The following is a 14,096-nucleotide window of genomic DNA, read 5'->3' on the forward strand; positions in this document are numbered from 1 at the left end:
GATTCACCGCTTCAGTGCGTGCAGGTCGGCGACGGGGGCTTCGGCCACGCCCAGGCGTTGGGCGGTGTCGAGCAGTTCGCGCAGTTGGGACTCCTGGGCGCCACCCTGGTTGATCAGCCGCATCAGCAGCGCCGACAGTGAGAGGTTGGCGACGTCGGAGGTGTTGACCGAGCCGACGAGCCGCGACACGTCTTCGGGCAGGCTCGCTTGGCCGTCCAGGTAGGGCTGGGCGAGGTTCTGGGCGGCGGTGGAGTGGGCCAGGAAACCGTCGACGGCCTTACCGGCGCTGATGGAGCCGACCATGCGGTCGAAGAACGCGCCATCGCCGCCGACGATGTCGATGTCGGCCTTTTCCAGCCCGGCGGCCAGCACTGACGCCTGCGACTCGGCGACCTGGCGCTGCACGTCGATGCCGGCGAGCCGGACCTCCTTGTCGGCCTCCAGCCGCAGCCGGTACTCCTCGTGTTCGCGGGTGGCCTCGTCCAGCGCGGCCATCGCCTCGGCCTTGTCGGTGAGACCTTCGGCTTCGGCCTTGAGCTTCTCGCGCATCGCCTCGGCTGTGGCCTTTTCCTTCTCGCGGGCGGCTGCGGCCTCGGCCCGGCCGACCCGTTCGATGGCCTCGGCGTCGCGTTCGCGCACCTGTACCTCGGCCAGGCCGGCAGCGGCGGCCTCGGCCTGCTTGCTCTCGGCCAGCCGGATGTTGGCCTGGGCGTCGAGTTCGGCGGCCTGCTGGCGCCCCTCGGCAAGCGCCTTCTCTTCGCGGACCTTGTGCTGGGCGGCCTGTTCGGCGGCCTCGGCCGCCTTGATGTCCTTGACCAAGTTCTCTTGGGCTTCGGCTTCGGCCTCGATCACCTTGGTCTGGCGCTGGCGCTCGGCCTCCTCGACGGCGCGCACGCGCTTGATGCTCTCCTCCTGCTCGGCCACGGTCTTGTCGACGGCGACACGCTCGCGGATGGTCTCGGCGATCTCGCGCTTCTCGGTCTCGACCTCTTTGTCCTTGGCGATGCGGGACAGCTCGGTTTCGCGGTCGCGGGCGATGACCTCAAGCAGCCGGTCTTTTTCGATGCGCTCGGCCTCGATGGCGATGACCCGTTCCCGGTTCTTCTCGGCCACGGCGACCTCGCGGTCGCGGTTCTGGCCGGCGACGCCGATCTGCTCTTCGGTGCGCAACTGCGCGGTGCGGGACTTGAGCTGTTCCTCGGCCTGCACGGCGGCGGTCTCGGCCTCCTTGCGGGCGCGCATGGTCTCGACCTCGTTTTGGTGCTTGGCCTCGGCTTCGGCCTGGCGCCGCTGTAGCTCCAGGATGGCCTCGCGCGCCTCGACGTTTTGGCGCTCGATCTCCTTTTGCTGGTCGCGCGTGTGCTCGTTGGTGCTGACGCTTTCGATCGCGGTCAGCTCGGTGATCTTGCGGATGCCCTGAGCGTCGAGGATGTTGGCCGAGTCGAGCTGGGCCATGGGGGTCTGCTCAAGGTAGTCGATGGCGGCGTCCTCAAGGCTGTAGCCGTTGAGGTCGGTGCCGATGACGCTGACGATGCGGTCCCGGAACTCGTCACGCTTGGTGTAGAGGTCGACGAAGTCGAGTTGCTTGCCGACGGTCTTGAGCGCCTCGGAGAACTTAGCGTTGAACAACTCCTGTAGCGTCTCCTGGTCACTGGCCCGGTCGGTGCCGATGGCCTGGGCGACCTTTATCACGTCCTCAACGGTCTTATTGACCCGGACGAAGAACGTGATGCGGATGTCGGCGCGGATGTTGTCTCGACAGATCAACCCTTCCTTACCGGTGCGGTTGATGTCGATGGTCTTGACCGAGATGTCCATGTACTCGGCCTTGTGCAGCACCGGCAGCACCACGGCGCCGGTGAAGGTGACGTCGACCTTCTTGATCTTGGAGACGATCAGGGCCCGGCCTTGGGGGACTTTGCGGAATAGGCGGCCGATGACGAAGACAATGGCGAGGAGAGCGAGGAGGACGACGGCGATCAGTACGCCGACGCCAATGGTGATGGCTTCCATCAAAGATTCCTGTACGTCGATGGATCATTCGGGGGGACGGTTCGGGTCGAGCTCGGCGTCATAGGGAGCGACCCAAAAGAACCCGCCCTCGGCGCTGTACTCGTAGATCAGCGCGCTACTACCGGTCGTGAAGGTGTCGGTGCCGATCTGGCGCACCTGCACGAGGGAGGAGGAGCCGTCGGCCGCGGTGACCTCAGCCTGACCGAAGTCGGCGGTGACGCGGCCGGTACGGATGACACAGACCCTGCCGATGAAGTCCTGCTGGGAGGGGCTACGCCCGTCGGGGAAGAGACGGCGCCACAACAGCGCCAGCATGCTGGTACACAGCCAGGCGCAGACGAGGGCGAGCAGGAGTACGGCGATGGAGAGGGCGACCAGCAGGGGGGTGGACACGGCGAGCCCCTCGATCACCACGTTGCCGGTGAGGCTGACGAACCAGGCCACGGCGATCAGCAGCGAGAGCGCGACGGTGGCCGGCACCCCACCCATGCCCGCTCCGGCGAGGGCGCTCGCCAACCCCCCTGCGGCCAGTCCTTCCGTGCCCACGGCGCTGCCAGGGTCGACGTCAAGTGCGTCGAGCTCCGCGGCGCCGAGAAGTACGAGCACCCAGTAGCCGGCGACGACGAGCAACGAGAACGTAAACAGTGCGGTGGGAAAAGTGATTACTGCGGCAAGGAACTCACGCATCGGTTTTCACTCTCCCACCTATTCCACTGCAACGCCCCCGGAAAATGGCAACTGGACGAGGACTCTACACCTATTCGTCACCGTCGGAACCAATGGCTGGAGACCTCATCCGGCCATATCGGGGAAACACCGGCGACCCCGCCATCATCTGGCACAGTGGATTGCTGCTCATGGCGCTATGGGCATTTTGGTTCCATTCCAAAGAGGTGGTACTCGCAACACTCACGACGGTGCGCCACGGTGGGCGAGGAGCCGTCGGCGGCGCTTGGCAGGCACCGGGTGGCGGCACGGAACCCGCTGTAGCACACGGACTCCTGCCTTCCGAGCGGGTCGAGACATGGCGCGCCTGAGGCGAGGCTAGTGGCTCCCACCCGCGCGCTCTCGTCGCCGGCGCTTTCCTCGGATCTCAGCTTCCTGTCTCCAAACGCCGCCGGGGATCGGTGCCGCACCAATGAGGAGGGCTTCCATGAGAGATTCCTGTGAATCGAGGAATCAATTGGGATACCGCAGGGGCGGAGATCGCGTTAAGAAAATCCTCTCACAAGGAATCCACACCCGACTTCGTACCTGGCAATCGCGCGATACCACACAGTGAAAATGCCGGTTACAATCCGAGGAACCCGCCCGCCGATGTGTTTTCGCTTTCCGCTGTTCCCGCCGCGGCGCCGCCTGGAAAATGCCGACTGTACGAGGTTCTCTCACCGGTTGGCGGTGCTCGCCCGCGGGCGGAAGTGCCTGCGGCAGCCAGGCCGTGGCGTCGACACCGATCTGTGTCCGGCCTCGGCACCGCAGATGAGCTCTGCCCCACCACGGCGAAGCCGTGGTGGCCCCATCGAGGCGGCCCACCACGAAACGCACGGTGGCGCGCTGGAGCACAGCGCGTGTGGAGCGAGGTGAGGAACAGCCGCGCCCGGCGTAAGCCCACCGGGCGCCACACGATGCCTTGGCTTTAGCCGACCCTTAGGGCAGGAGACACGAAACGGGCCCTTCTCCTATAAGAGAAGAGCCCGTCGAATCGTATTAAGCACGCCCAACGACTCCGTTGGCCTTGCTTGGTGCGCCATCAGGGACTCGAACCCCAAACCCACTGATTAAGAGTCAGTTGCTCTGCCGATTGAGCTAATGGCGCCCGCGGTGCGGGGGTATGTTCCCCGTGCAGCGCGGTTAACTTTACCAGCGGGGCGAAGGCGGCGCGAACCGATAAAACCGCCGGTGGGCGATCAACTGTCCCCAAGGCGACCGTCCACCGGCGTCGGAAGCTATGGCGGAAAACGCCCGCCGGGGCACCCCAAGGGCCTGACTCCGGGGCGAACCACCTGCGGATATGACGCCGGACAGCCAAAAGACGGGCAGGCGCGCAGCGCGCGTCACACCCTGGTACGGCTTTGGCAGGTACGCGCGCAGCGGCGACCGGTGCGCGAGCCCTGCGATGGATCGGGGAAGCGGAAGCCCTTCCCGGCTACCCCCAGAGCATGACGATCGTCACGACGATGACGACCGCAAGGACGACACCAACGCCCACAAGGACATAGGGCAGGACGGGACGCCGCGGGGCGGTCTCCCGCTCTTTGTTCTCGGTGACGAAACGCCGGAAGCTCTGCGTGGAGCCGGCGGGATCAACGTTGTCTTCTTCGTACTGTGACATGAGCCTGACATTAGCGACTCGACGGGAGTACTCAAAGCCGTTTCCGGCATCGCAGCCGGCCACAACCATGATTTGATCGCCCCCACGGTACAACTCAATCCTCAGCAGGTCACCCCGACTGTGTCGGCGCTACGGCGAGTAACCGGGCGTGCGCCTCAGTGGAGCCGATACGGTGCAGCGCCAGCCCAGCGGCACCGCAGGCACCGTCAACCGCGCGCACCGGGCGCACCCCGTGGAACTGCCATAGTCGTGCCGTCACAGCCTCAGCCACCAGGCCGCCAGCGAGCACGGAACCGGCCAGCACCACCGGTATCGGCTCGCGCTCGCCCCTAGTCACGGCCTGGGGGATCACTGTGGCAGCGGCGGAAAGCAGCCGCCGCGTGGCCTCGGCCACCAGGGTGTTGGCCACGGCGTCTCCTGCGGCGGCTGCCCCGGTGACCTCAGGGGCGAGCAACCCAAGCTCGGCGGGCGGCCGGTCATAGACCGCTGTGACGATGGACCGAGGGTCACCGGGCGCTGCCCCCAACGCCGGCGGCAGGCGGGACGTCAGAGAGGTAGCCGGGCCACGGCCGTCGAGTTCAGCCAGCACAGCGCGGAGCGCGCGCACGGCGAGCCACACCGAGGACCCCTCGTCTCCCAGCAACCAGCCGTAGCCGTCGCAGCGGCGCACCACCGCGCCCTCACACACGTGCGCCGCCACCGCTCCTGTCCCGGCGATGACGACCACCCCTTCCCGCTCGGCACTGCCCGCAGCGAAGGCGACGGCGATGTCATCGCACACATGGGGTGCGCCCAGCAGGCCACACCGGTGCCAACTGTCGAGCACCCATGCTTGGACACGCGCGTGTCCGGCGCCGGCGGCACCGGCGATGCCGCACACCGCCGCCGCCACGGTGACGTCGCCGGCAGCCTCCAGTGCCGGGAGCAGCGCTTCCCGCAACGCCGTGGCGGGGGCGGCGCTGGAGTACTGGTTGGCTCCGCCCGCCTCGCCGCGCGCGACGACCCGACCGTCGAGTGTGGCCACGACGCACCGAGTTGCGGTGCCGCCGGCGTCGACGCCGATGACTACGGATTGCCTCATCCGGTGGTGGCGCTTCCCCTCTCGTCGCGCGCGAGGGCGGCAGCCGAGCGGCCGTGGAAGCGCCGCCCCCTCCCTGTGGTCGTCGGCACCGCCGGCAGGTTCGCGCGGGCAGTACGCGGTACTCCCGCGCCGCCCCCACTGCTCACGATGGGGTCATGCTCGCACGGATGAGCTTCAACACTGGACTGAATCTACTGTTTCGCCTGTTCATGGATTGACTGTTACTGAGGCGGCGAAGGAAACTTTCCAACATGGGGAGACCTTGGAAAACCTCCGGCAGCGATCCAGACCCCGGCGACGCGCCCGACCCGCCTGACCGTGACGAGCGCGGGCCGAGCACCGTCGTCCGTATCCGGGCGCTGCTGCCGTCGCTGGCTCCAGCCGAGCAGCGGGTCGCCCAGCGCATCATCGACGATCCCGAGGGGGCCGCCGCGTCCTCGATCACCCAACTCGCGCACGACTGCGACACCTCTGAAGCCACAGTCATCCGGTTCTGCCGCACGATCGACTTCACCGGCTACCGCGATCTACGGCTGGCGCTGGCGCGGGAGGCGGGCCAACAGCGTGGGGCCCACCCCGAAACCCGCGAACTGGCCAGCGACATCGACCCCGACGACACGCTGGTCACCGTGGTGGAAAAGATCGCCTTCACTGACGCCCGCGCGGTCGAGGAGACGGCGGCCCAACTCGACGTCGAGGTGCTACAGCAGGTCATCGACGCATTGTCGGGCGGGCGACGCATCGACATCTACGGAGTGGGGGCGAGCGCGTTTGTGGCAGCCGACCTTCAGCAAAAGCTGCACCGGATCGGGCTGACCTCGTTCGCCTGGTCCGATGCCCACGTCATGGTCACTAGCGCCGCTGTCCTGGGAGAGGACGACGTCGCGATCGCCATCTCCCACAGCGGCACCACGCGCGACACCGTCGAAGCACTGGCAGCAGCGCGGCGACGCGGGGCGAGAACGGTGGCACTGACCAACTTCCCTCGTTCGCGCATCGTCGAAAGCGCCGACCTGGTATTGACCACGGCGGCGCGCGAGACGACATTCCGCTCGGGCGCCACGGCAAGCCGGTTGGCCCAGCTCACTGTGGTGGACTGTGTATTCGTGGGGCTGGCCCAACTGCGCTACGCCGAGAGTCGCCAAGCGTTGGAGTCGACCTACGCAGCAGTGCGTGACTTGCGCACCGACCACTGAACTGGCCGCACCGGGCCAGGCTGCCAGACAGGGAGCAGGCGACACCGCGAGTACCGGGGCTGCTCCGGCACCGCTCCGAACGCGGAAAAACGCACCTGGAGGAACGAATGAATCCGGAGGCCGCAGAGGTGCCGGGAGGGGAGCCCGGAGCGGGAGCCGTACCGCCGCAGCCGGGCGAGGAAGTCGAGATCGTGCGTTCTCCCACCGAGGAGCGCAGTTGGCTGGGCCGGGACATCGACCAAGTGGCCACGATCGACGTGCTGCGCCGGATCAACGTCGAGGACGCCGGCGTGGCGGGGGCTGTCGCGCAGGTGTTGCCGGAGTTGGCGCGCGCGGTCGACATGGGGGTGGCCGCGTTGCGCGGCGGTGGCCGCATCCACTACTTCGGGGCTGGGACCTCAGGCAGGATCGCGGTCATGGACGCCGCTGAACTGCCTCCCACGTTCGGCCTGGCCGAGGGGCGGGTGGTGGCCCACCACGCCGGGGGCGAGCTCGCCTTCGGCCAAGCGCTGGAGGGGGCCGAGGACGACGAGCGTCGGGGGCGCGCCGACGCGGCCTCGCTGGTGGCCGGTGACGTGGCGGTAGGCGTCACCGCCAGCGGGCGGACCCCCTACGTCGCCGGCGCGCTACGGCACGCCCGGCGCCAACACGCGGCTGCGGTGCTGGTCAGCGCGAACCCGCGTGCCGAACTCGCCGAGGAAGCCGATGTGCACGTCGGAGCCGACACCGGCGCCGAGGTGATCGCCGGATCGACGCGCATGAAAGCGGGCACGGCGCAGAAGTTGATCTTGAACGGGTTCTCCACGGCGGTGATGGTGCGGCTGGGCTACACCTACTCGAACCTCATGGTCGGAGTGAACGCGACGAACGCCAAGCTGCGCGGGCGCGTGGTGACGATCCTGACCGAGGCGACCGGACTTGAGGCGGGGGTGTGCGAGGCGGCGCTGGCCGCCGCCGGAGGCGACACGCGAGTGGCCCTGGTGAGCCTGCTGGCTGGTGTGGAGATCCCGACCGCCGCCAGCGCCGTAGGCGAGGCCGAAGGATCGGTGCGCGAGGCGCTGCGGCTGCTGGGCACCGGCTGACGGGCCGGTGTGGCCGCTGAAGCTGTCCTGGAAATCCGGGCGACGGTGACGCCCCCGTAGGTGGGGCCTGGGGCGTGGTGCGGGTTGGGGCTGAGCAGAGCAGGCGGTGTTTCCCGTCGCTCGTGCCTCGATCGCTGCGCGATCTCGGCAGCCTGGGACGGGCTGTGGCCACGGTGAGGCGGGTATCGCGACGGACGGACTGGGGCTGCGGTAGATACCGCGGCTCAACGTCTTCTGGAACGCCCTCCACTACCGCCCCCGCAGAGACGCCGCCCACCGCTGTCCCCCCGCCACAGCACCACCCCACGAAAAGCGACACCCCGCGCTGGAGCGAGGTTCCTTCACCCCTGTGACTGTCCGCGTCGTTTCCTGTCGCCTCAGCCACGGCGCCCCCGTGAGGCTGCCGAGATCGTGCAGCGATCGAGGCACGAGCGAACGGCACCATCCCCACCACACCCCGCTCGACACCCCCATACCCCCCACGAGCGGGGCGCGACTCCGTGGGGCGGCCTTGAGGCCGACGATGCCACGGCTCAGTCGGTGGAGGTGAGCTTGGCCCTGGCGTGGGGGTCGAGCGGTTCGACCCGCATCGGGGCCGGGCGTACCAGCACGTCGCGCACCGCCTTGACGTTGGCGCCGGCCTCCCGCAGGTAACCGCGCAGGGTGGGCCCCAACCGGCGGTGGAACGCCGGATCGCCCACGCCGACCGTGTCGATACCGGCCGCGGCGCACAGCACGAGCGAGCGAGGCAGGTGAAACGCTTGGGTTACCACGGTCGCGGCCGAAATCCCGTAGGTCTGGCGGGCCCGCGCGGCACTGTCCCATGTCCGGAACCCGGCCGGGTCGGCGACGATGACCGAAGCCGGGACGCCGCTGCGCACGAGGTAGGCGAGCATCACGTCGGTCTCGCGGTTGGACATCGCCCGGTTGTCGCCGCTGACGAGGAGGGCGCCGACCTTGCCGGTGTGGAACAGTTCGGCGGCGATGTCGAGGCGGCGGGCGAGCAACGGTGACGGGCCCGTGGGCCAGGCGCCGGCGCCGAGCACGAGCGCCACCGGCCGGAACGGGACGGTCGCCGGGGTGAACCGGCGGCGCGCGGTCACCGCGTACATGCCCACCGTGGGTGCGACCCCCATCCCCACGACGACACCGGCGGCTAGCACCGCCCACGCTGCCCACTGCACCTCGGCCGCTCCCCTGCCTCGTCTGCGGCGCCCCTACGCCGTCACTGCCGAGACTAGTGGGCCGAGACAGCCGATTGTGGGGCTGTGGGGGAAGTTCGTGACGGAAGCGGCGGCTGAGCCACACGAGTGGCGAGCCAGCGGGAAAATGTGGCGCGCCGGGGTGCCCGAAGCAACGAACCGTCTCGGGACACCACGACGCGGCCGGCGCGCCGGCCGTCCCGGCAAGGGGCGACCGGTGCGCTCTGCGTCGCTGGTGCGACGCCGGCACGTCACCAGGACTCGCTCTTCAGCCTGGTCCTTGGGCTTTCGCCGGCTACGAGAGACCGTCGGGCCGGTCGCCCATGTGGTTAGGACACCTCGATGGCGATCTTGCCGCGCGGGTGCCCCTCGGCGCTGCGGCGCTGCGCCGCGGCGGCCTGGGAAAGCGGGAACGTCTCCGCCACCTCGATGGTGAGCTCGCCCCGCTCCACCATGTCCACCAGTGCCGACAGGTCGGCACTGTCGGGCCGGACGAAGACGTAGCTGCCGCCCTGCTGGGCCACGGACGGGTCGGCGACAGAGGCCACGCGGGCCTCGGGCGCGGCCAACTCCGAGGTGGTGGCGAGCGTGCCCGCGCCGTAGAGGTCGAGAACGGCGGTGGCGCCCTCGGGGACGAGCTCGCGCACCCGCTGGGGCAGGCCCTCCCCATAGCTCACCGGCTCAGCACCGAGCCCTCGGAGGAACTCGTGGTTGGCCGGGGAGGCGGTGCCGATCACGCGCGCTCCCAACGTTTGGGCGATCTGCACGGCGAAGAGCCCCACGCCGCCGGAGGCCGCGTGCACCACCAGGGTGTCGCCCTTACCGACACGCAACGTCTTGAGTAGGGCCTGATAGGCCGTGAGCCCGGCCAGGGGCAGCGAGGCCGCCTGCGTCCAGGTGACGTTGGCCGGTTTGCGGGCCAGGGTGCGCACCGGGGCGGCGACCAGCTCGGCGTAGGTGCCGCCGCCGACGACGTCCTTGCGCACGTAGCCGATCACCTCGTCACCGGGAGCGAACTCCGGGACCGCTATACCGGGCTGCTCGACCACACCGGCAACGTCCCAGCCGGGGATGGCGGGGAAGACCGTGTCCATGAACGCATCCAGCCCGCCCTCACGCAGCTTCCAGTCGACCGGGTTGACCGAGGCCGCCTTGGCACGCACCAGCACCGAGTCGGGACCGACCTTGGGGTCGGCGACCTCGGCTAGCCGCAGTACCTCGGGCCCCCCATACTCGTCGTAGACGATCGCCTGCATGTCTGCCTCTCTTCACTGACACTGTGGCCAGGTGCCGTCCTCCGGCGGGCGCCGGGACACCTGTCGTGCGGCGTGGCCGCAGTGATCGGCAACACGCGCCACCGCTGCCACATTTCCCGCCCGGGCTATGACATGTGACATGGGTACGCCCCGGCGGAAAGGGAAAGCGGCCATGCCCCGCAAGGACAACAGCCATGCGACAACGGCAGAACCAACAAGTCCCGAATCGACGCCCGACAGACCCGAGCGGTTCACCGATTGGCCGCTTCCGGCCTATTTGTCAGCACCTTCGGTTAAAAAATGAGGGGAAGACATTCCGGAGAAGAGCGCGACGCGGGCTCCCCCCGGTGTGTCCGACGTCCGTAGCGAAGGAGGCCCATGCCCCATCTGGCCATCGACGCGACGTGTCTTCCCCAGTACGACAAGCTCGACCGGCCGACTCGGGAACGGCTTCTCGCCGCGACGCGCAAGTTCCGTGAGCTCTCCCTCGACGCTCTGTACGCTCACCCGGACCTGCGCATCCGCTCCCTTCCGGCCGGTCAGGACCCCCGTATCCGCACCTTCCGGATCAGCGACTCCTGGACGGGGGTGATGCTCGCCCCCGAATCGGGGGAGACGTTCCTGCTCGTACACTTGCTGCCGCGCGAGTCGGCCGATGCGTGGGCCAAGGACCAGCGCCACGACGTCAACACCGTCATGGGCACGCTGGAGCGGCGCGACGCCGCAGCGTTAGAGCGCGAGGAGGCCCGGCGCGGCGCCATGGACCGGGCAGCCGGCGAGAGCGCCGCATCGGGCTGGGACGCCCCCACCCCGATGCGGCGCGCCGCCGGCGGTTCGACCGTGCTCAGCGCCCCCACCACCACGGCCACAGCCCCTTCCCCGCCCGCCCCCGCCTCGACCACCAGCGGGGCCGCGGCGAGCGGGGCCGAACTCTTCGCCCACGTCAGCGACCACGAGCTGCGCCGGCTCGGCGTCGACGCCGAGATCGTCAACTTCTGTCGGTCGTTGAGCACTGCCGAGGAGCTGCGGATGTGGGCGGCGGCGCTGCCGCAGGACCAGTACGAGGTGCTGTCGCACCTGGCCGATGGGCTGTCGGTGGAGCGGGTGCTGCGCGAGGTGGTCGAGCCGCGCCGGCCGGCTGTGGGAGCGGTGGCCACCGACGACTACGACACCGCGATCCGCCACACGCGGGAACGGGTCATCGTGGTCAACGACGACCGCGAGATCGAAGACGTGCTGGCCGGGGAGTTCAACGCCTGGCGGATCTACCTCCACCCCAAGCAGCGCGACCTCGCCTACCGGCCGCGCTTTCGCGGCCCGGCGAAGGTCTCGGGCGGTCCGGGCACGGGCAAGACAGTGGTGGCGCTGCACCGGGTCAAGTACCTGGCCGAACATCTGCCGCTGGGTGGGCGGGTGTTGCTCACCAGCTTCACCAACGCCCTCGTCGAGACGCTCAAGCGCAACCTGGGGCTGCTGGTGACGGCCGAACTCCTTGACGACGTCGACGTGATCACGGCCGACAAGTTCGCCATGGACGTGGTCAAGGAGGTTTCGCCTGAGATCAGCTTCTGGCCCGACCACGACGTGCGCGGGCTGTTCGCCAACGTGGCCGGCAAGCACGACCTGCCGTGGTCGGGGGAGTTCCTGTTCCAGGAGTACAAGCACGTGGTCATGGCGCACGGCTTGACGACGCTGGAGGGCTACCTCGACCCCGACGCGCGGCGTGGCCGTTCGACTCCGTTGGACGTGCAGCAGCGACGCGACGTGTGGCACGCCATCGCCGAGGCTCGCGCGCGCATGCGCCGCACCACGCGGCTACCGGCCTTGGAGCTGCACGCCAAGGCCACCCAACTGCTGGAGGAGCGGGCCGAGAAGCCCTACACCAACGTGGTCATCGACGAGGCCCAAGACCTGCACCCGGCCCAGTGGCGCACGTTGCGCGCGGCGGTGCCGCCCGGCCCCAACGATTTGTTCATCGCCGGTGACAACCGGCAGCGCATCTACGACACCACCGTGTCGTTCAAGCAACTGGGGATCACGATCGTGGGGCGCTCCTACCCGCTGCGGGTCAACTACCGCACCACGACCGAGATCCTGGCGTGGGCCAACGAGATCATGCGCGGCCAGTCGGTGGCCGAGCTGGGCGAGTCCGCGCCAGAGCCCGCTGGCAGCACGCGCTCGGTGCTGCAAGGCGAGGCGCCCGAACTCTACGGTGCGCCCGACGAGGCCACGGAGTTGGCGGCGCTGGCCGAGCGGGTCCGGCGGTGGCTCGCCGACGGGGTGGCCGCCGGTGATATCTGCGTGGCCACGCGCACCCGCGGTATCCGCAACACGGTCACCAAGGAGCTGCGTAACCGCGGGCTGCCCGCCGTGGTCTTTAACGCTCAGGAGGACACGGTTACCGAGCAGTCGGAATCGGTGCGGGTGACCACGATGCACAGTGTCAAGGGGCTGGAGTTCCGGGCGATCGCGGTCGTCGGCGTCACAGCCGAGGCGCTGCCGCAGATGGAGCGGGTCACCGACGCCGAGATCGACCAGAACCAGCACGAGGCCGACCTCGCCGCCCAGCGTTCTTTGCTGTACGTGGCCTGCACCCGCGCCCGCGAATGGCTCTACGTCTCTTGGCACGGCCGCCCCAGCTCGTTCCTGCCGGTGTGAAAAGGCGGACACCGTACCGGCCAAGTGCGGCGGTGCGGGCAGGCTCTCGGGGACGGCGCAGCAGGGCCTGCCCGCATCAGAGTCAGAAGGGGGTCAGGGTGATCTCGAAGAGGGTGGGTGCGCCGTCCTCGATGTAGGGGGCGAAACCTTCGACATCGTCGAAGGCGAAGCCGTAGGCCCTCCCGTCGACGGTGTTGGCGTGCAGGATGCGGGCGTAATGATTGCTGATGTCGGTTTGGTAGAAGCCGGCTGGGTCGCCGGTGGGCTGCTGCGCTGAGTCCAGCAGGGTCGACCGGTTGAAGGCCGCGCCGAGGACCGCGGCCACGGGGCCGGTGAGCCCGTCGTTGGGAGCGGCGAGCGCACCGTGGCAGAAGAAGACGTCGCGGGTGCTGGGCTTGGTTATGGGGTCTACGCCGCCGTCGAAGCGCAACTCCTGGGAGACGGGGTCGACCCGGCCGGTGAAGGTGCCCGCGTCGGTGGTGACGCGCAGGTCGGTGTCGGTGTAGCGACGCCACACCTCGTCGATGTAGGGGGCGAAGTAGTCGCCGGCGAATCGGCCGGCGTCAAGACCGTGCCCCGGGGCGATCACACGGAGCCGGTCACCGACGAGGAGCGGAGAAAAGTCGGGGTGGGCGGCGAGGGCGTCGAAGATCGCGGTCCGGCCTCCCTCGACGAGGGTGCCGGTGCTTTGGTCGCGCCGGCCCACGAGTCGAATCCCGATCGGGACGCTGAACTGGTCGACCATGGTGGTGTTGCAGTGCATGCCGGCGCCGTCGTGGGTGAATTCCACGTAGTCGTGCATGACCTCGAAGTTGGGGTCGCTGTCCACCCAGCCGGCGGGGTAGGCCAGGGCGGGGCTACCGTCGCCGGCGGTGACGGCCTTGAACCTGAGTTTGGCGCCGAGAGCGATGTAGATGCGGCCCGACATGTGGGGCAGCGACAGTCCGGCGCCGGCCTGCGGCAGTGGTATCGCGTAGTCGGTGTAGCCGTCGTCGACGTTGTCCGAGAGTTGCACCGGCACTGCCGTGCCGTCGGAGGTGACGTGACACTGCCGGCCGGTGGCGAGGTCGGTGCCCACGATGTAGAGGCGGATCTGACTGTCGGGAAAGGCCTCACTGGCGTTGACGACGCTCAGCGGCAAGGCCCCACTCGCCGCCTGGGCGGCTGGGGCGGCCGAGGCGAGGTGCGCCCCTGGGCGACGACAGCCCATGAGCGGGGTACCGGCGACGGCCAGCGCGAAGCCGCTGAGGAAGGATCGTCGGTTGATCACGTTGCG

General features: G+C 68.9%; 10 protein-coding genes and 1 tRNA gene. 3 read left to right on the forward strand and 8 right to left on the reverse strand.

Annotated elements, in window-relative coordinates; all coding sequences use genetic code 11:
* Positions 1-3 precede the first annotated feature (3 nt).
* From ABD848_RS01965 to ABD848_RS01985, 5 genes are all read right to left on the reverse strand, one after another.
* On the reverse strand, positions 4-2,013 hold the full coding sequence (locus ABD848_RS01965; protein ID WP_344966606.1) for a flotillin family protein: 2,010 nt from the start codon (positions 2,011-2,013) through the stop codon (positions 4-6).
* A 24-nt stretch (positions 2,014-2,037) separates the two neighbouring features.
* Positions 2,038-2,700 carry a hypothetical protein gene (locus tag ABD848_RS01970; protein ID WP_344966608.1) on the reverse strand — a complete coding sequence of 221 codons (663 nt, stop codon included), beginning with the start codon at positions 2,698-2,700 and terminating at the stop codon, positions 2,038-2,040.
* A 1,053-nt stretch (positions 2,701-3,753) separates the two neighbouring features.
* A tRNA-Lys gene (locus ABD848_RS01975) sits at positions 3,754-3,829 on the reverse strand.
* A gap of 330 nt (positions 3,830-4,159) precedes the next feature.
* Positions 4,160-4,345, reverse strand: coding sequence for a hypothetical protein (locus tag ABD848_RS01980; RefSeq protein ID WP_344966610.1), 186 nt, complete (start codon positions 4,343-4,345; stop codon positions 4,160-4,162).
* Positions 4,346-4,454: 109 nt separating this feature from the next.
* Positions 4,455-5,426, reverse strand: a complete 972-nt coding sequence (locus tag ABD848_RS01985; RefSeq protein WP_344966611.1) for an N-acetylglucosamine kinase — start codon at positions 5,424-5,426, stop codon at positions 4,455-4,457.
* A 251-nt stretch (positions 5,427-5,677) separates the two neighbouring features.
* Between ABD848_RS01985 and ABD848_RS01990 the strand changes: the two genes are divergently transcribed.
* Both ABD848_RS01990 and ABD848_RS01995 read left to right on the forward strand, forming a co-directional pair.
* Positions 5,678-6,622, forward strand: coding sequence for a MurR/RpiR family transcriptional regulator (locus tag ABD848_RS01990; protein ID WP_344966613.1), 945 nt, complete (start codon positions 5,678-5,680; stop codon positions 6,620-6,622).
* Positions 6,623-6,729: 107 nt separating this feature from the next.
* The gene (locus ABD848_RS01995; RefSeq protein ID WP_344966615.1) at positions 6,730-7,704 is read left to right on the forward strand and encodes an N-acetylmuramic acid 6-phosphate etherase; all 975 of its coding nucleotides are present in this window, start codon (positions 6,730-6,732) and stop codon (positions 7,702-7,704) included.
* A gap of 533 nt (positions 7,705-8,237) precedes the next feature.
* Here ABD848_RS01995 and ABD848_RS02000 read toward each other — a convergent pair.
* Together ABD848_RS02000 and ABD848_RS02005 are read right to left on the reverse strand one after the other, a co-directional pair.
* On the reverse strand, positions 8,238-8,888 hold the full coding sequence (locus ABD848_RS02000; protein ID WP_425567379.1) for a SanA/YdcF family protein: 651 nt from the start codon (positions 8,886-8,888) through the stop codon (positions 8,238-8,240).
* 347 nt (positions 8,889-9,235) lie between these two features.
* A complete protein-coding gene (locus ABD848_RS02005; RefSeq protein ID WP_344966616.1) occupies positions 9,236-10,162 on the reverse strand; it encodes an NADP-dependent oxidoreductase in 927 nt (308 codons plus the stop codon).
* A 378-nt stretch (positions 10,163-10,540) separates the two neighbouring features.
* Between ABD848_RS02005 and ABD848_RS02010 the strand changes: the two genes are divergently transcribed.
* Positions 10,541-12,820 (forward strand): 3'-5' exonuclease, encoded by a 2,280-nt coding sequence (locus ABD848_RS02010; protein ID WP_344966618.1) that lies wholly within the window; start codon positions 10,541-10,543, stop codon positions 12,818-12,820.
* Between the two features lie 82 nt (positions 12,821-12,902).
* On the opposite strand, the gene ABD848_RS02015 is transcribed toward ABD848_RS02010, so the two are convergent.
* Positions 12,903-14,090, reverse strand: coding sequence for a beta-1,3-glucanase family protein (locus ABD848_RS02015; protein ID WP_344966620.1), 1,188 nt, complete (start codon positions 14,088-14,090; stop codon positions 12,903-12,905).
* Positions 14,091-14,096: the final 6 nt, after the last annotated feature.

It is taken from the genome of Salinactinospora qingdaonensis (assembly GCF_039539445.1).
Taxonomy (GTDB): Bacteria; Actinomycetota; Actinomycetes; order Streptosporangiales; family Streptosporangiaceae; genus Salinactinospora; species Salinactinospora qingdaonensis.